This is a genomic window from Caballeronia sp. GACF4 (assembly GCF_023631025.1).
Lineage (GTDB): Bacteria > Pseudomonadota > Gammaproteobacteria > Burkholderiales > Burkholderiaceae > Caballeronia.
In genome coordinates, this window is record NZ_JALQDW010000011.1 from 13,197 (window position 1) to 33,695 (window position 20,499).

Here is a 20,499-nt window from a genome sequence, read left to right on the forward strand (position 1 = left end):
TCTAAAGACGGGACCGAATTTTGGGCATCGAACAGGAAATCAAGCTCGCGCTGCCGCCTTCGCAGCACGACGACGTGGCGCGCTTTTTCGACGAGCGCACCGGTGCGGGCAAGCCGATGGAACTGGCGAACGTCTATTTCGACACGCCGGATTGCGCGCTCGCCAAGGCGAAGTCCGCATTGCGCCTGCGCCGCACGCCCGACCAGTGGTTGCAGACGTACAAGGTGCTGGGCGAATCGAAAGCCGGCTTGAGCCGTCGTCACGAATGGGAGATGCCGGTGGCGGGCGAATCGCTTGAAATCGATGCGCTCCTCGTTTCCTGCGAAGACGAAGCGGCCCGCAAGGCGTTGCAGGACGCCGCGCCGAATCTGATCGCCCTGTTTCGCACGGACTTCCGGCGCATCGTGTGGGGCATCGAGCGTGAAGGCTCGCAGATCGAAGTCGCGCTCGACGCCGGCAAGATCACGGCGGACGTGGATGGCGAAAACCATCACGCGGAAATCAGCGAGCTGGAACTCGAAATCAAGTCCGGCGACGCCAAAGCGCTCTCCACGCTCGCCGCCGAATTGCGCGGCGCGTTTCCCGAACTCGACCCGGAAGATTTGAGCAAGGCGGAGCGAGGTTATCGGCTGCGCGAGCGTCCGGAAAGCGCGGTAGACGACGCCGAAGCATGAGCCAGCAGCCTTCTCTTTTCGACGAGCCTCGCACGCACGCTGGCGGCTTCATCACGCTCGAAAGCCAGTTCGAAGCGCTGCCCGCTGAATGGCGGCGACATCTGAGAGCATTTATCGACAGTCCGCGCTATGCGTCGTTGTGCGCTTTCGTGGATGCCGAGCGCGCCGCCGGCAAGACCGTTTATCCCGCCGATGTTTTCCGCGCATTGCGCCTCACCAGTCCTGGCGAGGTCAAAGTGGTGATTCTCGGTCAGGACCCGTATCACGGTGAAGACAAAGGCGCGCCGCAAGCGCATGGGCTTGCGTTCTCCGTGCCCGCGCCCGTGCGCCCGCCGCCGTCATTGCGCAACATCTTCAAGGAAATCGCCGCGAGTCTGGATATCGTCGCGCCTGCTCACGGCTGCCTCGATTCGTGGGCGAAACAAGGCGTGCTCTTGCTCAACACGTCGCTGACCGTCGAGCGCGATAAAGCGGGAAGCCATGCCAAGCGCGGCTGGGAACAGTGCACGGATACGCTGATCCACGAAATTGCCGAGCGCCACGATGGCGTCGTGTTCATGTTGTGGGGCGCGCACGCTCAGGCAAAACGCGCGCTGATCGACGGCACGGGAAAGGCCCATTGCGTGCTGGAAGCGCCGCATCCGTCGCCGTTGTCGGCGCATCGCGGATTTCTGGGGTGCGGGCATTTCGTCGCCGCGAACGAATATCTGAAGCGGCATGGGCGCGAGCCGATCGACTGGCGCTTGCCCGCCGAGGCACAGTTGCTCGCCTGAGCATCCTCATCAATGCAACGCAATGCAATGCAATGCAAAGAGCCCGCCGCGGTCCGAAGACCGGGCGGGCTCTTTTACTTCGGCGTCGAGCTTAAGCCTTACAGCGCCGCGATCGAATCGCGTGCCGAAGCGAGCGCTGCGCTCGCGGCGTCCGGTCCCATCGCCAAGCCTTCGGCGTAAATGAAGTTCACGTCAGTCATGCCGAGGAAGCCCAAGAACGTCTTGAGATACGGCGTTTGCGAGTCGTTCGGCGTGCCTGCGTACTTGCCGCCACGCGCCGACACCACGAACACCTTCTTGCCCTTCACCAGGCCTTCGGGGCCGGTCGCGGTGTAGCGGAACGTGATTCCGGCCCGCGCGATCCAGTCGAAATAAGCCTTCAGTTGCGACGACACGCCGAAGTTATAAAGCGGCGCCGCGATCACCACGATGTCGGCCGCTTGCAGTTCGTCGATCAGCGCTTCGCTCTTCGCGTTGATGGCGACTTGTTCCGGCGTGCGTTGTTCGGCGGGCGTGAAGAACGCGCCGAGCGTGGCGTCGTCGAGGTGCGTGAGCTGGTCGGCGAGCAGATTGCGGACGACCACGTTCGCGCCCGGATTGCTTTGTTGCAGCTTCGCGGTGAGTTCGTCGGCGAGCAGCGTCGATTGAGCGCCTTGCGAGCGCGCTGCGGAGTTGATCTGGAGAATCGTCGTCATGATGGCTTCCTTGATGGAGGAGCGGGAGCCGTCGGCGCCCGCGTTGGAAGCATTCTTCGTTGTTCGGCGTTCCGGAAAAAGCCGTCCGGCCGTGAAGGATCGTTGCACCAGTAGGACAATCCCCGGTGGGCGCAGCCTTTTCAGCCCTTCAGCCAGCGCTCGCGCCATTGTTTCGACGGTCCGCGCCCGTCGATAGCCGTCAGCGCGTAACGCGACACTTCGGGGCCGTCGAGCTTCACTTCGGTACGACGCAGTTCGTCGCGGCGAAACGCGTGTACTTCGACCTTCGCACCCGGCAGATAACGCGACAACAGCGCCTCCAGATTCGATCCCGTCACACGCAGACCATCGATGGCCACGAGAACATCGCCCGCCGAAAGCCCCGCCTTCTGCGCGGCGCTGCCGTCGTGCACGACCGCCAGCGTGCAATCCGCGCTGCCACGCACGCGCACGCCGAGCGACGGTTTGCCGGCCGTGCCGCTCGTCGGCAGATCGGGCGCGAGTGCTATGCCGAACGGCTCGAGGAGCGCGTCGAGCGGCAAGTCGCGCGTGCCGCGCACGCCGTCGCGGAACAGCGAGCGCAGATCCGCGCCGGTGGCCTCGGCGAAGAGCGCTTCCACTTCGTCCTCGCGGATGCCCCGTGCCTTGCCGAGATAGAAGTCGCGTCCGTAGCGCTGCCACAAGAGACGCATGACATCGTCGAGCGACTTACGGTTGTCCGTCTGCGCGCGGATCGACAAATCGAACGCGAGCGCGACGAGCGAACCCTTCTGGTAGTAACTGACGATGGCGTTCGATGCGTTCTCGTCGGCGCGGTAGTACTTCACCCATGCGTCGAACGAACTCTGCGCCACCGATTGCTTGAGCCGCCCGCTTCCGCGCAACACGCCGCCGATGGTCTTGCCGAGCATCGAGAAGTAATCGCTCGCGGAAATAAGGCCGGTGCGCACGAGGATCAGGTCGTCGTAATACGACGTGAAACCTTCGAAGAGCCACAAAAGCGACGTGTAATTTTCCTGCGACAGATCGTACGGCGCGAACGCCGCCGGCTTGATGCGCTTTACGTTCCACGTATGGAAGTATTCGTGGCTGCAAAGGCCAAGATACGTGCGATAACCTTCGCTGACTTCGGGTCGGCCAAGCACCGGCAAGTCGCCGCGATTGCAGATCAGCGCCGTGGATGCGCGATGTTCCAGCCCGCCGTAACCATCGCTGACGGCGACCGTCATGAACACGTAGCGATCCACCGGCGCTTTCTTCGTGCGCGGTTCGAAGAGCGCGATCTGCGCTTCGCACACGCGTTTGAGGTCGGCCGCGAGCCGGTTCATGTCGAGCCCGATCACGCGTCCCGAGATCACGATGTCGTGCTTCACGCCATGCGCGGTGAAGCCGCCGAGCGCGAATTCGCCGATCGTCACCGGATGATCGACGAGTTCGTCGTAATTCGCGGCCTCGTACGCGCCGAAACCATGGCGCTTCGTGCCACGCGCTTCGGCAAGCGCCGTGGCGACGCGCCAGTTGCGCAGCGCTCCGCCTTGCGGCGCTTGAATATCGACGATACACGGCGCAGCCGACTGCCCCTCCACCGCGAGAAACACGCTCGTGCCGTTGAAGAAGCCGACGCTGTCATCCAGATGCGCGGCGCGTACCGACATGTCCCACGCGTACACCTCGTAACGCAGCGTGATGGGGCCATCCGCCGGCGCGGCTTGCCACGCGTGCTTGTCGATTTTTTCGATACCGATCTTGCGCCCTGCCGCGTTGAACGCGTGCAAGGTGACGATATTGCGCGCGAATTCGCGAATCATGTAGCTGCCCGGAATCCACACCGGCAGCATGAAGCGTTGTCCCGCCGGGTCCGGCGCGGCGACCGTGAGCGTGACTTCGAAGATATGCGCGGCCGGATTCTTCGGAACGATGCTGTAGTGCACCGGTCGATCGAGCGTAGTCGTTGCCATGTCGTGTCCTTTGTTCTTGTTGTGGGCGCGCGGTCGGTGCGCCTTTGAAACCAAAAGAGGCGCCTCTCATGCGCCTCTCGTCGTGGGTTCGGGCCGCCTCAATGCGCGGTCGAAAGTTCCTTCTCCAGCCGGTCGGCGGGAACGGCGCCCGGCAGACGGCGGCCGTCCGCGAGGAACACGGTCGGCGTACCGCTCACGTTCATCGTGTGACCGAGCTTCAGGTTCTTGTCGATGGCGGTGGTGTCGCACGAGGCGGCCGTGGTCGGCGCCTTGCGGTCCAGCATCCAGCCTTCCCAGCTCATCGCGCGATCTTTCGAGCACCAGATCGACTTCGATTTCGCGGTCGAATCCGGCGAGAGCACGGGATACAGGAACGTGTACACGGTGACGTTATCGATGGACTTCAAGGTCGATTCGAGTTGCTTGCAATACGGGCAATTCGGGTCCGAGAACACCGCGATCTTGCGGCTGCCGTTGCCCTTCACCACTTTCACCGCGTTCTCGAAAGGCAGCTTCGCGAAGTCGATCTTGTTGGTCTCGGAGAGCCGCGCTTCCGTGAGATTCTTGCTGCTGCGCGTATCGACGAGATCGCCGATCAGCACGTAGTTGCCGGTGGCGTCGGTATAGACGATCTGCGAGCCGAGGTTCACTTCATAGAGCCCTGGAATGGGCGTCTTGTCGACACTCTTGATGTTCGCGTCGCCCATGCGCGATTCGAGCGTGGACTTGATCTTGTCGGTGGTCTGGTCGGCCTGCGCCGTGCAGCCGAGACCAAGTGTCACGGCGAGTGCCGCGGCTGCTGCGAGTGCCGTTCGAAGTATGCGTTTCATGTTTTTTTCCTGTATGTGCCTGGCGTGTCTTCAACCGAGCGCGGCCGAAACCAGCCAGCGCTTGACGAGTGGCTGCGCGCCCACGAGCGCCATGCCGGTATTGCGAACCGCGCGCGCAAGCGTGCCCGGCACCGAGAAAAGCCGTTGCAAGCCGTCTGTCGCCAACATGAGTTTTTGTATGTCTTCGCGGCGCGCGCGTTCGTAGCGGCGCAGCAAAATGGGATCGCCAAGATTGCGAAAACCTTCTTTATTGGCGATGACATCCGCGAGCGCGGCGACATCGCGCAAACCGAGGTTCATGCCTTGCCCGGCTAGCGGATGAATTAAATGCGCGGCGTCGCCGATAAGCGCGACACGTGGCGAGATCAGCTTGTCGACCGTTTGCAACGCGAGCGGGAAGCCTTGCGCGGGCGTCACGCATTCGAGCGTGCCGAGCATGTTTTGCGTGGCCTGTTCGACTTGTGCCGCGAGTTGCGCGGGATCGAGCGCGAGGAGTTCGTCGGCGTGTTCGGTGCGCGCGGACCAGACGAGTGAGACGTGATCGCCCGGCAGCGGCAGCAGCGCGATGATTTCCGAGTCGCGGAACCATTGGTAGGCGGTTTCGCCGTGTGGCCGCTCCGCCTTGAAATTCGCGACCACGCCCGTTTGCCGATAATCGCGCCGGTCGACCTTTGCGCCCATTTGCGCGCGCACCCAAGAATGCGCGCCATCCGCGCCGACGATCAGATCCGCTTCGAGCGTCTCGCCGCTTGCAAGCGTGACGTGCGCGGCATCGTCCTCGACCGTCATGCCCTGCGCGCGCGATTCGAACCACGACAGACTCGGCTGGAAGCGCAGCGCGGCGTCGAGCGACTGTTCGATCAGATTCGACTCGACGATCCACGCGAGCTGCGGCACCGAGGCCTGGAACGCGGAGAAGTGCAGTTCCGCGTGCGTGTCGCCGAACACGCGCATGTCGAAGACGGGCCCGAGCCGCGTGCGATCGAGCGCTTGCCAGACGCGCAGCCGTTCGAGCAGCGTCTGCGAACTCGACGAGAGCGCGTAGATGCGCGAATCGAACGCGGCGCCCGCGGGCAAGGCGGCGGCTTGCGGCGCGAGCAACGCGGTGCGCAAGCCGGATTGCGCGAGCGCAAGCGCAGCGGTCTTGCCGACGAGCCCGCCGCCGACGACAACTGCATGAAAGGTCAGGGGATGCGAAGTCATCCGGCCATTATAGCCGTGAGGATTGCAGCGTATTTGGCGCCTGCGCGGCGCTGCGGCGGGCCGTCGCGGAAGGCGGCGCGAAACGCCGCTGCCCGGCGCGGCGGTACAATGGCGGTTTGCCTGGCCGCTCGACGCGGCCGTTGCGCTGGCGGGCGTTTTTGCCAATTCAGCCTTTGCCCGGCGCGCGACTTTTGACGAAACCCGCGCGGCCTGCGCCGTCTCACCAGTTCGAAGGATTCCATGAGCCTCCAATGCGGCATCGTCGGCTTGCCTAACGTCGGCAAGTCCACTCTATTCAATGCTTTGACCAAGGCGGGTATTGCCGCCGAGAACTATCCGTTCTGCACCATCGAGCCGAATGTCGGCGTGGTCGAAGTGCCGGACGCGCGCCTCACCGCGCTCGCCGAAATCGTGAAGCCCGAGCGTATCCTGCCGGCCGTCGTCGAATTCGTGGATATCGCGGGTCTCGTCGCGGGCGCGTCGAAGGGCGAAGGTCTCGGCAATCAGTTCCTCGCGAACATCCGCGAGACGGATGCGATCACGCACGTCGTGCGCTGCTTCGACGACGAGAACGTGATCCACGTCGCGGGCAAGATCGATCCGCTGGACGATATCGGCGTCATCAACACGGAACTCGCGCTTGCGGATCTGTCGACGATCGAAAAGGCGCTCACGCGTTATTCGAAGGCGGCGAAGTCGGGCAACGACAAGGAAGCGGGCAAGCTCGTCGCCGTGCTCGAAAAAGTGCGCGCGCAGCTCGACGAGGCCAAGCCGGTGCGTGCGCTTTCGTTGAACGAAGACGAGCAGGCGCTCATCAAGCCGTTTTGCCTCATCACGGCGAAGCCGACCATGTATGTGGCGAACGTGAAGGACGACGGCTTCGAGAACAACCCATATCTCGACGCCGTTCGCAAGCATGCGGACGCGGAGAACGCGCCGGTCGTCGCGGTGTGCGCGGCAATCGAAGCGGAAATCGCCGATCTGGACGACGCGGACAAGCAGGACTTCCTCGCCGACATGGGCATGGACGAGCCGGGCTTGAACCGCGTGATCCGGGCGGGTTTCAAGTTGCTTGGCTTGCAGACGTACTTCACGGCTGGCGTGAAGGAAGTGCGCGCGTGGACCATTCATATCGGCGATACGGCGCCTCAGGCCGCTGGCGCCATCCATACCGATTTCGAGCGCGGCTTCATTCGCGCGCAGACCATTGCGTTCGATGACTACGTCGCGTTCAAGGGCGAGCAAGGCGCAAAGGAAGCCGGGAAGATGCGGGCCGAAGGCAAGGAATACGTCGTGCACGACGGGGACGTGATGAACTTCTTGTTCAACGTTTAAACGCCGTCAAGCGTCAAGAATCGTCAAATCGTCTTGCATGAAAAAAGCGGAGTGCCCGATAAACGGGGCTCCGCTTTTTTCATGAGCGGTACCCGATAAAAATAAAGAGAGACAAAAAGCAGATGAAAGGACCCACGTTTCTGCGTTCGCTCGCTGCGACGTGTTGCATTGCATTGTCCGCGAGCGTCATCCCTTGCACACCGGCGCACGCGTACGCGAACAGCGCGAACGCGAACAGCTTCAACCCGCAGCCTGACGAAAACGACCTCGACAGACATGGCCATTAGGTCAACCGCGACGGCAACGTAATCCATGCGCCCTCTCGCTCGCGTTCGGGTGCGGTACCCGAAGGCGCGACCGCGCAGTGCCGCGACGGCTCGTACAGCTTCAGCCGCCACCACGGCGGAACGTGTTCGCGGCATGGCGGCGTGGCGCGCTGGCAATAGCCTGAGCACGCCCGAAGTACAATGACATTCGATCCCGCGCGGCACACGCGCCGGGAAGCGCGTCATCCCGCGCCGACGATTCGCGTCGAATGCCGATAACGCGGCGTGCGCGTCCCGCACGCAGCCGCCCGCGCCCGGCGTTCGCACTCTTCACCACACCATTACAGACAACATCGACATGGCCCAATACGTCTTCACCATGAACCGCGTCGGCAAGATCGTCCCGCCGAAGCGTCAGATCCTGAAAGACATCTCACTCTCGTTCTTCCCCGGCGCGAAGATCGGTCTGCTCGGTCTCAACGGTTCAGGCAAGTCCACGCTCATCCGGATCATGGCGGGCGTCGATAAGGACATCGAAGGCGACGCCACGCCGATGCCCAATCTGAACATCGGCTATTTGCCGCAGGAACCGCAACTCGATCCGCAACAAACCGTGCGTCAGGCAGTCGAAGAAGGTCTCGGCGATGTCTTCCAGGCAACCAAGAAGCTCGACGAAATCTACGCCGCTTACGCCGAGCCCGACGCCGACTTCGACAAGCTCGCCGCCGAGCAAGCGAAGTACGAAGCCATCCTCGCGACGAGCGACGGCGGCAGCCCCGAGCAGCAACTCGAAGTCGCCGCCGATGCGCTGCGCCTGCCCGCGTGGGACGCGACCATCGAACATCTTTCGGGCGGCGAAAAGCGCCGCGTCGCGCTGTGCAAGCTCCTGCTGCAAAAGCCCGACATGCTCCTGCTCGACGAACCGACCAACCACCTCGACGCCGAATCCGTCGAATGGCTCGAACAGTTCTTGACGCGCTATCCGGGCACCGTCGTCGCGGTCACGCACGATCGCTACTTTCTCGACAACGCCGCCGAATGGATTCTCGAACTCGACCGCGGTCACGGCATTCCATGGAAGGGCAACTACAGCAGCTGGCTCGACCAGAAGGAAGAGCGCCTGAAGCAGGAAGAATCGAGCGAATCCGCCCGCCAGAAAGCCATCAAGAAGGAACTGGAATGGGTGCGCCAAAATCCGAAGGGACGTCAGGCGAAGTCGAAGGCGCGCATCGCACGCTTCGAGGAACTCAACAGCCAGGAATATCAGAAGCGCAACGAAACGCAGGAAATCTTCATTCCCGTGGGCGATCGTCTCGGCAATGAAGTCATCGAGTTCAAAAACGTCAGCAAGGCGTATGGCGACCGGCTGCTGATCGACAACCTCAGCATGAAGATTCCGGCGGGCGCGATCGTCGGTATCATCGGGCCGAACGGCGCGGGCAAGTCCACGCTGTTCCGCATGCTGACCGGCAAGGAGCAGCCGGATTCCGGCGAGATCGTGCAAGGGCCGACGGTCAGGCTCGCCTATGTCGATCAAAGCCGCGACGCGCTTGGCGCCGACAAGACCGTGTTCGAGGAAATCTCCGGCGGCGCGGATGTGCTCACGGTTGGCAAGTACGAAACGCCGTCGCGCGCGTATATCGGCCGCTTCAACTTCAAGGGCAGCGATCAGCAGAAGCTCGTCGGCAATCTGTCGGGCGGCGAACGCGGACGTCTGCATCTGGCGAAAACGCTGATCGCGGGCGGCAACGTCTTGCTGCTCGACGAACCGTCCAACGACCTCGACGTCGAAACGCTCCGCGCGCTCGAAGACGCGTTGCTCGAATTCGCCGGCTCGGTCATGGTGATCTCGCATGATCGCTGGTTCCTGGACCGTATCGCCACGCACATCATCGCGTTCGAAGGCGACTCGCACGTCGAGTTCTTCGACGGCAACTATCAGGAATACGAGGCCGACAAGCGCAAGCGGCTCGGCGAAGAAGCCGCGAGGCCGAAGCGTCTGCGCTACAAGCCGATCACGCGCTGATCCTTTGCGTGAACGGATGAGACGAGGAACGCGCGCGCCTATGCGCGCGCGCGCACCGACATCGGACACGAATGCGGCGACTGTCTGAGGCACGTCGCCGCCAGTCTTCACCGCATCTTTGCGACACGCTAGCGGCGCGACAGAGGCTGAAAAGTACGCGCTCACTTAAAAAAACGATGCACGCGAAACGGCTTACCGCCGAGTGAGCCTCAGGCAGAACCAGTATTCGGGAGACATAGCAGATGGCGCGATCGAAAGCGCAACGGGGAGCGCTTTGGGCAGTCGGAATCGTCGTGGCGATCATCGTCGTGGCGGTTGGCGGGTGGCTCTTCGTCGCGCATCAGATGAAGGAGCGCATTCTCGAAACGCTCGGGCCGAACGGCTCGGCCGAAGAGATCGATGTCGGCTTCGGCCACGTCACACTGTCGCGCGTGCGTCTGCGCGGCCCGCAGGACTGGCCCGCGAGCGACGCCATGCGCGCCGAGCGCATCGTGCTCGACATCGACATGCACGAAGCGCTGCGAAACCGCGTGCATCTGCATGGCGTGAGCGTGGACAACTACTATTTGTCGATCGTGCGTTCCGCCGATGGCCGCGTGCAGATTCTGCCCGGTCTCAAGGAAACCGCGCGCGTCGCCGACGCCAAGCCCGACGCGAAGGAAGACGCGCGCTCGCAGGAAGAGAAGCTCATCGATCGCGTGTCGTTCGAACGCGGCTCGATGGAGTTCTTCGATTCATCGGTGCAAAAGCCGCCGTATCGCGTGTTGATCAGCGATTCGCGCGCGACCATCGACCATCTGCATCTCCCCGCGCTCACTGACCGCACCAATCTGTCGATGTCCGGTTCGATCAAGGGTCCGTCGCATACGGGAACGGTTTCGTGGGGCGGTTGGATGGTCATCGCCAACAAGGATTCGCAGACGCGCGCCGTGCTGAGCGGCGTGGATATCGCGTCGTTCGACCCGTATCTGCTGAAAAAGGCCGGCGCGCGTGCGGCGGTGACGGGCGGGACCATCGACCTCACCGTGGACGCGAACATCCACGATTACCGCATTCACGCGCCCGGCACGCTCACGCTGAATCACTTGCAGATCAGCGACACCGGCAACGGACTCGACACCTTCCTCTCCATTCCGACGAAAGCCGCTGTCGCCGCGCTGAAAGACCGCAAGGATCAGATCAAGCTCGACTTCGTGCTCGACGGCGATCTGCGCGATCCGAAGTTTTCGCTGCAGGAAAGTCTGTCGAAGAAACTCGCCGCCGGTTTTGCGAAGGCGCTCGGTGTGAGCGTCGAAGGCGTGGCCAAAGGCACGGGCGATACCGTGCGCGGTATTGGCAACGCGCTCAAGAGTTTGCTCGGTCAGTAAGCGTCAGATAGGCACGGCGAGCGCGCGCAGCTTCGTTTCGGTTTCCATCGCGCCCGTGTAGTGGATGCCGTGCCAGCCGAGATCCGTGGCGGCCTGCGCGTTCTTCGCGTTGTCGTCGATGAAGACGAGTTCGTGCGGCTGAATGCCCGGCAGATGCTTTTCGATCTCCGCGCGCATCAACGCGAAAATTTGCGGGTCGGGCTTGACGATTCCCACGCGCCCCGAAACGATGATCTCGCGAAACCGCCGCAACACGTCGAAGCGTTCCCACGCATACGGGAACGTCTCCGCCGACCAGTTCGTCAGGCCAAATAGCGGCACGCCTTCCGCGTCCAGCCGGTCGACGAGCGCCACGCCCTCTTCCAGCACGCCCGACACCATCTCGTGCCAGCGCGCATAGAACGCGCAAATCAGCGCTTCGTGATCGGGATAGCGCGCGATCAGTTCGGCGGTGCCTTCTTCTATGGTCTGCCCGCCGTCCTGTTGTACGACCCAATCCATCTTGCAGACGTTGTCGAGAAACCAGCGGCGCTCGGTTTCGTCCGGAATCAGTTGCCGGTACAAATACTCGCGATCCCAGTCGATCAACACGCCGCCGAAGTCGAATACGACTGCCTTGATGGTCATGGTTTTGCTGCTCCTTCTTGTTTCGGATCAGATAGCCTGCGTGCGTTTTTCGAGCCACGCCAACGCCGTGCCCGACACATGCGGCGACACGCGCCGGCGCACTTCCTCGTGATACGCGTTGAGCCACGCGCGTTCGTCCTCGCGCAGCAAGGCCAGGTCGATGCAGCGGGTATCGATCGGGCAGAGCGTGAGTGTTTCGAAGTCGAGGAAATCGCCGAATTCGGTCTTGCCCGCGCTTCGGTTCAGCACCAGATTCTCGATGCGAATGCCCCACTTGCCCGGCCGATAGATGCCCGGCTCGATAGACGTGATCATGCCCTCTTCCATCGCCGTCCAGCTTTCGGCGGGCGCGTAGTGCGAGATGACCTGCGGGCCTTCATGCACGTTCAGAAAGTAGCCGACGCCGTGCCCGGTCCCGTGCCCGTAGTCCGCGCCGGCTTCCCAGATCGGCGCGCGCGCGATGGAATCGAGCATTGGCGAACGGATGCCACGCGGAAAGCGTGCGCGCGACAGCGCCATCGTTCCTTTCAGCACGATGGTGAAATCGCGCTTGTGTTCAGCCGTGATCTCGCCGACGGGAACCACGCGTGTGATGTCCGTCGTGCCGCTCACATACTGTCCGCCCGAATCGATCAAGAGCAAGCCATTGCCTTCTATCACCGAATGCGACGCTTCGGTTGCGCGGTAGTGCGGCATCGCGCCGTTGGCATTGAAGCCCGCGATAGTGCCGAAGCTCAGCGTCACGAAGCCCGGACGCCGCGCGCGCGCCGCCGTGAGCTTTTCGTCGATGGTAAGTTCCGTAATGCGCTCGCGGCCCAGCGCATTCTCGAACCAGGCGAAGAATTCCGCGAGCGCCGCGCCGTCCTGTTCCATCGTCGCGCGGATATGCTCGGCTTCCGCCGCCGTCTTTTGCGACTTCGCGAAGGTGGACGGATTCACGCCTTCCACGATCGTCACCGCCGAGGGCACTTGCTCCAGCAAACCATGCGTGATGCGGCGCGGGTCGATCAGGAGCGTGGCTCCGGCGGGCAGCGCGGCGAGTGCGCGGGGCGCATCGGCGTAAGGCGCGACGCGCACGTTGTCGCGCGCGAGCGATTCCTCGAGCTCGGCCGACACCTTGCCATCGGCGATGAAGATCGTCGCGTCGTCACTGCCGATCAACGCATGCGCGACGAACACGGGGTTGTAGCTGACATCGCCGCCGCGCAGATTGAAGATCCACGCGAGATCGTCGAGCGTGGACACGAAGTGCCACTGCGCGTTTTTTGCGCGCAAGGCTTCGCGCACCTGGGCGAGTTTGTCCGCGCGGCTCACGCTGGCGTGCGGCGCGGCATGTTCGTAGATGGGCGCGTCAGGCAAACCGGGACGCGTCGGCCAGATGGAATCGAGCAGATCGACATCCGTGCGCAGTACGATGCCGCGTGCCTTCAGCGCATCCGCAAGCGAGCGCGCCGCCGCCACGCCGAGCACGGCGCCATCGACGCCGACGACATCGCCCGAATCGACATGCGCCGCCAGCCATTCGACGTGCGGCGCGGTTTGCTGGCCGCCCATCATCTTCATGAGCACGATGCCGGTGCCCGCCAGTTGCGCCTCGGCTTGCGTCCAATAGCGGCTGTCCACCCAGACGCCCGCGAAATCCGCCGTCACCACGAGCGTGCCGACCGAACCGGTGAAGCCGGACAGCCATTGCCGCCCTTGCCAGCGCTCCGGCAGATATTCGGAAAGATGCGGGTCTGCCGACGGAATCAGCACGGCGGCAAGATTGTCGAGCGCCATCTGGCCGCGCAGCGATTCAATGCGCCGGGCGAACTCGGCTGCGTCGGGAATGGCGGAATGTGCGATGCGGTCGTTCATGAAGTCACCTGCATGGAATGCGTGAGGAAGCGCCGGCGAGCGCGGGTTTAGCGACGCGCGGCAAGGCCGACTGTCACCGTCACGACGACGAGCGCGAACACCGTGCACGCGAACCATTCGAGCGTATCGCCGTCGTGATACAGGTTGATGATATTGCCGAACATGCGCGCGACGATTATCGCCAATATGCCCGCGACGATGGCCGTCCAGATGCGCCCCGCCGCGCCTGTGCCCACGCGCCCCGCGCGCCGCAGCGGATGCAGCCACCAACCCGTCGCGCCGATTACCGCGCCCAAAAAGATCAAGCCCGTCCAGCCCATCAGCTACCGCGCCCCTTTGATTGCGTTTGAACCGGCGCCGCGCGCCGTTAGCGGTCGAGTTTAGGGGGCCAGGTTGGCGATGGCAAGTGCGTTTCCTTGAACGATTTATGCGACTAAGCTTAAAAATGAAAATATGCCGGGCCGGTAAAATGACCGCTTTAGCCACGCTGATTTAAGGGCGATACTCTAAGAAGTCATTGCCCAAGTTCGCGGCATCGATTTAATGGGTTTACAGCGGAAAACAAAGCACCATGATTGAGAAAAGCCTCATATCGCTAAACGGTCTGGAATTCGTCATGACCTACCGCGGTTCCACGCTGGAACGGCGTGAAAATCTGCGCGGCATATTGCGCCATCTCGATTCGACTTATTCCGACTACACGGTTTATCTCATCGAAGCCGATGCCACGCCCACCTTTCACTGGTCGGGCCTCGGCGACGAAAAGATCAGGCATGTCTTCGTATACAACAACGGCCCCTTTCCAAAGGCGCGCCTATGCAATCTGGGCGCGCGAATGTGCACCGGCGACATCATTTGTTTCCATGACGCGGACATGATTTCCAATCCGGATTATCTGCCGCTTTGCATCAACGCAATTCGTCATGGAACGGCAAGCGACGCACTTTGCCCATTCACGAACGTGATTAACGTTACGGGTGTTTATCGCGATGCCTTCATTGCTTCCGGAGATTACGCAATACTAAAACCGTTTCTCGAAAGCGACCGGCCCGAAGAAATGGAAATTCTCTATGCGAATACGCCGGGCGCCATCGTGCTCATAAAACGCTCGGATTACATGCGCGTTGGCGGCTACGATCCGCGCTTCATTGGCTGGGGCGGCGAAGATGACGACCTGCTCACGCGCGCGGTGCGGCTCGGCGTTCGCTGGCATTCCGTGCCCGATGCAAACGCGTCGCTGTTCCATCTACATCACGACAATACTTCGCGGCACGCGGCCATTGCCGCCGCCGAACGAAATCGCGAAGCGGCTGCCGAGACGCATGCATTGTCGCAAGAGGAACTCGAAGCGCGCGCCGCCGAGCTGGCAAAGTACTTCGATTGAGCGCGGCGCTGCGTCCTGGCGTCGCACGAGCGTGCGGCTTCGCGCCAGCTGCAAGCGGCGCGAGCGAACACCAGCCATCCCCTATGCCGCCTATAAATGAAGAGATTCGTAAAACGCTATAATATTGCGCTATCTGAAAGGCCATCGGCTTAGGCCCATTACATGCAGCTCCTCACGATCGGAATCAATCACCACACTGCGCCTGTCGCCTTGCGCGAACGCGTGGCGTTTCCGCTCGAACAGCTGAAGCCTGCTCTGGGCGCGCTGAAGGACATCTGGCTTGGGCCGCTCGCCAAGGTTTCGCCCGAAGCGGCGATCCTCTCGACCTGCAATCGCACCGAACTTTACTGCGCCACCGACGACGCCGCCGCGCGCGACGCTGCCATTCAGTGGATGTCGAAGTACCACAATCTCCCGGTTTCGGAACTCGCGCCGCACGTCTACGCGCTGCCGCAGTCCGAGGCCGTGCGCCACGCCTTCCGCGTCGCCTCGGGGCTTGATTCCATGGTGCTCGGCGAAACGCAGATCGTCGGACAAATGAAGGATGCCGTGCGCACCGCGTCGGAAGCGGGCGCGCTCGGTACTTATCTCAACCAGTTGTTTCAGCGCACCTTCGCGGTGGCCAAAGAAGTGCGCTCGACGACCGAGATCGGCGCGCAGTCCGTTTCCATGGCCGCAGCCGCCGTGCGACTCGCCCAGCGCATCTTCGAAAACATTTCGAGTCAGCGCGTGCTTTTCATCGGCGCGGGCGAAATGATCGAACTCTGCGCCACGCACTTCGCCGCGCAAAATCCGCGCGAACTGGTGGTCGCAAACCGCACGGCCGAACGCGGCGAAAAGCTCGCCGAACGGTTCAACGGCCGCGCTATTCCGCTTTCCGATCTGCCCACGCGCATGCACGAGTTCGACATCATCGTGTCGTGCACGGCGTCGACGCTGCCTATCATCGGGCTGGGCGCGGTCGAACGCGCGGTGCGCGCGCGCCGGCATCGGCCAATCTTCATGGTCGATCTCGCCGTGCCGCGCGATATCGAGCCGGAAGTCGGCAATCTGCAGGACGTGTTCCTCTATACCGTCGACGACCTCGGCGCGATCGTGCGCGAAGGCAATGCGTCGCGGCAAGCTGCCGTCGCGCAAGCCGAAGCGATTATCGAAACGCGTGTGCAGAATTTCATGCAGTGGCTCGATGCGCGCAGTATCGTGCCGGTCATCCGCCACATGCATACACAAGCCGACGCGTTGCGCCGCGCCGAAGTCGAACGCGCGCGCAAGCTGCTCGCGCGCGGCGACGATCCCGCCGCCGTGCTCGAAGCATTGTCGCAATCGCTCACCAACAAGCTCATTCATGGTCCGACGCACGCGCTCAATCGCGCGACCACGGAAGAGCGCGCCCAGCTCATCGACCTGATGAGCGGCTTCTACCGCCACGGTTCGTCCGACAAGCCGCAAGACGACACGCCTTCGGCGCCTGAATCGTCGCAGTCTCCGGACCGTTAGCGGCTTTCCTCGCTGTTCTCCAATGCCGCGCGGCGCTGACGCGCAGGCATTTCTGATTCCACATTTCTCCGGAGCATCGCTCCAACTCCGCCCGATGAAAACGAGCATGCAAAGCAAGCTCGACCAGCTTGCAAAACGGCAGGTCGAACTCAACGAATTGTTGAGCCGCGAAGACGTGACCGCCGATATGGATCAGTATCGGAAACTCACGCGCGAACATGCGGAAATCAGTCCGGTCGTCGAGCAGTACGCGCTCTGGCGTCAGGCGCTCAACGACGAAGCGACCGCGCAGGAATTGCTGTCCGATCCGTCGATGCGAGATTTCGCCGAAGAGGAAATCGGCGAAGCGCGCGAACGCATGGCGACGATCGAAAGCGATCTGCAGACCATGCTGCTGCCGACCGATCCCAACGACGAGCGCAATATCTTCATCGAAATTCGCGCGGGCACGGGCGGCGACGAATCCGCGCTGTTCGCGGGCGACCTGCTGCGCATGTATCTGCGCTATGCGGAGCGCAACCGCTGGACCGCCGAAACCATGTCCGAGAGCGTGTCCGACTTGGGCGGCTACAAGGAAGTGATCGTGCGGATTGCGGGCCACGGCGCCTTCTCGCGGCTCAAGTTCGAGTCGGGCGGGCATCGCGTTCAACGTGTGCCGGCGACGGAAACGCAGGGGCGCATCCATACGTCCGCGTGCACGGTCGCGGTCATGCCGGAAGCCGATGAAATCAGCGAAGTGGTGATTAATCCAGCGGATCTGCGTATCGATACCTTCCGCGCGTCGGGCGCGGGCGGGCAGCACATCAACAAGACCGATTCGGCCGTGCGCGTCACGCACTTGCCGACCGGAATCGTCGTCGAATGTCAGGACGACCGCTCGCAGCACAAGAACAAGGATCGCGCGCTGAAGGTGCTCGCCGCGCGCATCAAGGACAAGCAGTATCACGAGCAACACGCGAAGGAAGCGGCGACGCGCAAGAGTCTGATCGGTTCAGGCGACCGCTCCGAGCGCATTCGCACCTACAATTTTCCGCAAGGGCGCATGACGGATCACCGCATCAATCTGACGCTCTACAAGCTCGAATACATCATGGACGGCGATATCGACGAACTGATCGGCGCGCTCGTGAGCGAGCATCAGGCGGAATTGCTCGCGGCGCTCGGGGAAACCGAGTGACGACCGCAGTCGATCTGCTGCGTGCGTGTGCGCTGCCCGCGCTCGAAGCGCGCGTCTTGCTGATGCACGTGCTCGGCTGGCGACGCACGCAGTTGATCACGCGCGACCGCGAAGCGCTTGGCGCCATCGCGGTTAGCCGCTTCGAGGCGCTCGTCGCGCGCCGTGTCGCGGGAGAACCGATCGCGCAGCTGACTGGAACGCGTGAATTTTTTGGGCTCGAATTCGACGTGACGCCCGATGTGCTGATTCCGCGCCCGGAAACCGAATTGCTGGTGGAAACGGCGCTCGACGCCATCGCGAATACGCCGAACGCGCGCGTGCTCGATCTCGGCACGGGAACCGGCGCCATTGCGGTTTCGCTTGCGCATGCACGGCCCGACGCGCGCGTGTGGGCCGTGGACCGCTCAGGCGCCGCGCTGGATGTCGCGCGTCGCAATGCAGAACGGCTGCTCGATACGGCGCGCGCGGGCGGGCCGCTCGCGTTCGTCGAAAGCGACTGGACCGCGAAGGTCGATCCTTCGCTGCTCTTCGAAGCCATCGTGAGCAATCCGCCGTATATCGCAAGCGACGATCCGCATTTGCAGCAAGGCGATCTGCGCTTCGAGCCGCGCGACGCGCTCACCGATGACGCCGACGGTTTGTCCTGCATCCGGACCATTATCGAGCGAGCGCCGTTTCTGCTTGCGCGCCGTGGCGAGCTGTGGCTCGAACACGGCTACGATCAGTCCGACGCCGTGCGCCGACTGCTCACGGCGCGCGGTTTCACCAATGTGCATTCGCTGTGCGATCTGGCGGGAATCGAGCGAATCAGCGGCGGCGTTTTCAATGCCTGAGCGCGGCGGGCGAGCCAGGCAGCGGTCAGCCCGGAATAGCGAAATCCGCTATCATTTCAACACTTAGTCCCCACCGACATCAAAGCGCAGGAACATCATGGAAACGCAAGAACGCATCAAGCAACTCGTCGATCAAAACGCGGTCGTCCTCTTCATGAAGGGCACGGCGCAGTTCCCGATGTGCGGTTTCTCCGGCCGCGCCATCCAGGTGCTGAAGGCGTGCGGCGTCGATCAGATCACAACCGTGAACGTGCTCGAAGACAACGAAATTCGTCAGGGCATCAAGCAATTCTCGAACTGGCCGACCATTCCGCAGCTTTACGTGAAGGGCGAGTTCATCGGCGGCTCGGACATCATGATGGAGATGTACGAATCCGGCGAACTGCAACAGCTCTTCGCCGCTGCCTGAAGTCATCTTCGAAGTGAACGCGCCTGCCGCCCGACGACGGCTCATCGTCGCCATCACGGGCGCCACGGGCGCAATTTACGGCGTGCGTCTGCTTGAAACGTTGCGCCATGTTTCCGGCGTGGAAACGCATTTGCTCGTTTCCAGCGCCGGCTGGCTCAATATCCAGCACGAGCTGGAACTCGATAAATCCACGGTTCACGCGCTCGCGGACGTTGTTCATAACGTGCGCGATGTCGGCGCGAGCATCGCGTCCGGCTCGTTTTCCACGGAAGGCATGATTGTCGCGCCGTGCTCCATGCGATCGCTGGCAAGCATCGCGCACGGACTCTCCGACAATCTCATCACGCGCGCGGCGGATGTCGTGCTCAAGGAGCGTCGCCGTCTGGTGCTGCTGGTGCGCGAAACGCCGCTCAACCTCGCGCATCTGCGCAATATGACCGCCGTGACGGAAATGGGCGGCGTGATTTTTCCGCCGATGCCGGCGTTTTATCAGAAGCCGGCGAGCATCGACGAGATGGTGGATCACACCGTCGCGCGGGTGATTGATCTGTTCCAGATCGCATCGCCGGCCGCCGCTGCATGGGAAGGAATGCGCGGCGAAGCGGACTGAGCGTCGCTTCGATTGCAAACGCCGACGACACAATTCATTGCTTCACCGGCCGTTTATTTCCGCTAGTTCCGGCCGTACATTGATGGCATCCAACTCAATACGCGACGCCATGACTTCCCTTCCCTCCGTTTTCATTTCCCACGGCGCGCCGACGCTGCCTATCGACCCGTCGATGCCTTCCGGCGAATTCGCCTCGCTCGCTGAAACGCTGCCGCGCCCACGCGCCATCCTCATGCTTTCGGCTCACTGGGGCACGACGCAACCCGTTGCGAGCATCGCCGAGCGGCCGGAAACCATCCACGATTTCTACGGTTTTCCGCGCGCGCTCTATGAACTGCGCTATCCCGCGCCCGGCGCGCCCGATCTCGCCCGCAACGCCGCCGCGCTGCTCGGCGAGCACGGCATTGCTGCGAGCACGATGGAGCACGGCCTCGATCACGGCGCGTGGGTGCCGCTTCTGCTCATGTTTCCCAACGCCGACATCCCAGTCGCGCAACTTTCCATTCAACCGCGCCTCGATGCCGCGCATCACTTCGGTATCGGCCGGGCGCTGCGCGATTTGCGGCGTGACGGCGTGATGATCGTCGGTTCCGGGCAGATCACGCATAACCTGCGCATGGCGGATTTCGGCGCTCGTCCTGAAGATGCCGATCCGCGCGTCGATGAGTTCACGCATTGGTTCGAGGCGCGTCTTGCCGATCGCGACATCGACGCGCTGCTCGACTATCGCGCCCGCGCGCCGCACGCCGCGCTGATGCATCCGACCGACGAGCATCTGCTGCCAGTATTCGGCGCACTAGGCGCTGCGGCGGATGACTATCAGTTGCGCATACAGTCGCTCGGCACTTTCCAGCGCGCGCTCGCAATGACGAACTACGTGTTCGCGGACGCCTGAGGCCTGAACGCACGAGCCGCGCAGGAAAGAACGAAGCCCGCCTGATTGCTCAGGCGGGCTTCGTTTTACCGCTTCTCGTCGAC

Annotated in this window: 19 protein-coding genes and 1 pseudogene; 13 read left to right on the top strand and 7 right to left on the bottom strand. The window is 62.6% G+C overall.

Annotation, left to right across the window (positions count from 1 at the left end; all coding sequences use genetic code 11):
* The first annotated feature begins 20 nt into the window (after positions 1-20).
* Together NCR40_RS11745 and NCR40_RS11750 are read left to right on the top strand one after the other, a co-directional pair.
* A complete protein-coding gene (locus tag NCR40_RS11745; protein WP_250509531.1) occupies positions 21-674 on the top strand; it encodes a CYTH domain-containing protein in 654 nt (217 codons plus the stop codon).
* The gene (locus NCR40_RS11750) at positions 671-1,447 is read left to right on the top strand and encodes a uracil-DNA glycosylase (RefSeq protein ID WP_250509532.1); all 777 of its coding nucleotides are present in this window, start codon (positions 671-673) and stop codon (positions 1,445-1,447) included. The genes NCR40_RS11745 and NCR40_RS11750 overlap by 4 nt, the downstream gene beginning before the upstream one ends.
* A 98-nt stretch (positions 1,448-1,545) precedes the next feature.
* On the opposite strand, the gene NCR40_RS11755 is transcribed toward NCR40_RS11750, so the two are convergent.
* The 4 genes from NCR40_RS11755 to NCR40_RS11770 form a co-directional block, all read right to left on the bottom strand.
* Complete coding sequence (locus NCR40_RS11755) at positions 1,546-2,142, bottom strand: FMN-dependent NADH-azoreductase (RefSeq protein WP_244826330.1); 597 nt, start codon at positions 2,140-2,142, stop codon at positions 1,546-1,548.
* Positions 2,143-2,282: 140 nt separating this feature from the next.
* Positions 2,283-4,100, bottom strand: a complete 1,818-nt coding sequence (locus tag NCR40_RS11760) for a M61 family metallopeptidase (protein WP_250509533.1) — start codon at positions 4,098-4,100, stop codon at positions 2,283-2,285.
* 98 nt (positions 4,101-4,198) lie between these two features.
* Complete coding sequence (locus tag NCR40_RS11765; RefSeq protein WP_250509534.1) at positions 4,199-4,930, bottom strand: DsbC family protein; 732 nt, start codon at positions 4,928-4,930, stop codon at positions 4,199-4,201.
* A gap of 30 nt (positions 4,931-4,960) precedes the next feature.
* On the bottom strand, positions 4,961-6,133 hold the full coding sequence (locus NCR40_RS11770; RefSeq protein WP_250509535.1) for a UbiH/UbiF family hydroxylase: 1,173 nt from the start codon (positions 6,131-6,133) through the stop codon (positions 4,961-4,963).
* A 240-nt stretch (positions 6,134-6,373) separates the two neighbouring features.
* On the opposite strand from NCR40_RS11770, the gene ychF reads away from it, so the two are divergent.
* From ychF to NCR40_RS11790, 4 genes and pseudogenes are all read left to right on the top strand, one after another.
* Positions 6,374-7,468, top strand: coding sequence for a redox-regulated ATPase YchF (ychF, locus tag NCR40_RS11775; protein WP_250509536.1), 1,095 nt, complete (start codon positions 6,374-6,376; stop codon positions 7,466-7,468).
* Positions 7,469-7,590: 122 nt separating this feature from the next.
* Positions 7,591-7,914: pseudogene (locus NCR40_RS11780) on the top strand (DUF3761 domain-containing protein).
* Positions 7,915-8,092: 178 nt separating this feature from the next.
* Positions 8,093-9,760, top strand: a complete 1,668-nt coding sequence (gene ettA, locus NCR40_RS11785) for an energy-dependent translational throttle protein EttA (protein WP_244826336.1) — start codon at positions 8,093-8,095, stop codon at positions 9,758-9,760.
* Positions 9,761-10,002: 242 nt separating this feature from the next.
* Positions 10,003-11,127: a DUF748 domain-containing protein gene (locus NCR40_RS11790; protein WP_250509537.1), complete on the top strand. Its 1,125-nt coding sequence runs from the start codon at positions 10,003-10,005 to the stop codon at positions 11,125-11,127.
* 3 nt (positions 11,128-11,130) lie between these two features.
* On the opposite strand, the gene NCR40_RS11795 is transcribed toward NCR40_RS11790, so the two are convergent.
* From NCR40_RS11795 to NCR40_RS11805, 3 genes are read right to left on the bottom strand one after another with little or no spacing between them, the layout of a single operon-like run.
* The gene (locus NCR40_RS11795; protein ID WP_250509538.1) at positions 11,131-11,754 is read right to left on the bottom strand and encodes an HAD family hydrolase; all 624 of its coding nucleotides are present in this window, start codon (positions 11,752-11,754) and stop codon (positions 11,131-11,133) included.
* Positions 11,755-11,781: 27 nt separating this feature from the next.
* Positions 11,782-13,611 carry an aminopeptidase P family protein gene (locus NCR40_RS11800; protein WP_284507759.1) on the bottom strand — a complete coding sequence of 610 codons (1,830 nt, stop codon included), beginning with the start codon at positions 13,609-13,611 and terminating at the stop codon, positions 11,782-11,784.
* Positions 13,612-13,658: 47 nt separating this feature from the next.
* Positions 13,659-13,931: a hypothetical protein gene (locus NCR40_RS11805; RefSeq protein ID WP_244826339.1), complete on the bottom strand. Its 273-nt coding sequence runs from the start codon at positions 13,929-13,931 to the stop codon at positions 13,659-13,661.
* A 296-nt stretch (positions 13,932-14,227) separates the two neighbouring features.
* Here NCR40_RS11805 and NCR40_RS11810 point away from each other — a divergent pair, with 296 nt between their 5' ends.
* From NCR40_RS11810 to NCR40_RS11840, 7 genes are all read left to right on the top strand, one after another.
* A complete protein-coding gene (locus NCR40_RS11810; protein WP_250509539.1) occupies positions 14,228-14,995 on the top strand; it encodes a glycosyltransferase family 2 protein in 768 nt (255 codons plus the stop codon).
* A 162-nt stretch (positions 14,996-15,157) separates the two neighbouring features.
* A complete protein-coding gene (gene hemA / locus NCR40_RS11815; RefSeq protein WP_250509540.1) occupies positions 15,158-16,492 on the top strand; it encodes a glutamyl-tRNA reductase in 1,335 nt (444 codons plus the stop codon).
* Positions 16,493-16,586: 94 nt separating this feature from the next.
* Positions 16,587-17,669, top strand: a complete 1,083-nt coding sequence (prfA, locus tag NCR40_RS11820) for a peptide chain release factor 1 (RefSeq protein WP_244826342.1) — start codon at positions 16,587-16,589, stop codon at positions 17,667-17,669.
* Positions 17,666-18,502, top strand: a complete 837-nt coding sequence (gene prmC / locus NCR40_RS11825) for a peptide chain release factor N(5)-glutamine methyltransferase (RefSeq protein WP_250509541.1) — start codon at positions 17,666-17,668, stop codon at positions 18,500-18,502. The genes prfA and prmC overlap by 4 nt, the downstream gene beginning before the upstream one ends.
* Positions 18,503-18,599: 97 nt before the next feature.
* Positions 18,600-18,911, top strand: a complete 312-nt coding sequence (gene grxD / locus NCR40_RS11830) for a Grx4 family monothiol glutaredoxin (protein WP_244826344.1) — start codon at positions 18,600-18,602, stop codon at positions 18,909-18,911.
* A gap of 13 nt (positions 18,912-18,924) precedes the next feature.
* On the top strand, positions 18,925-19,521 hold the full coding sequence (locus tag NCR40_RS11835; RefSeq protein WP_250509542.1) for a UbiX family flavin prenyltransferase: 597 nt from the start codon (positions 18,925-18,927) through the stop codon (positions 19,519-19,521).
* 109 nt (positions 19,522-19,630) lie between these two features.
* Positions 19,631-20,416, top strand: coding sequence for a DODA-type extradiol aromatic ring-opening family dioxygenase (locus NCR40_RS11840; protein ID WP_250509543.1), 786 nt, complete (start codon positions 19,631-19,633; stop codon positions 20,414-20,416).
* Positions 20,417-20,499 lie beyond the last annotated feature (83 nt).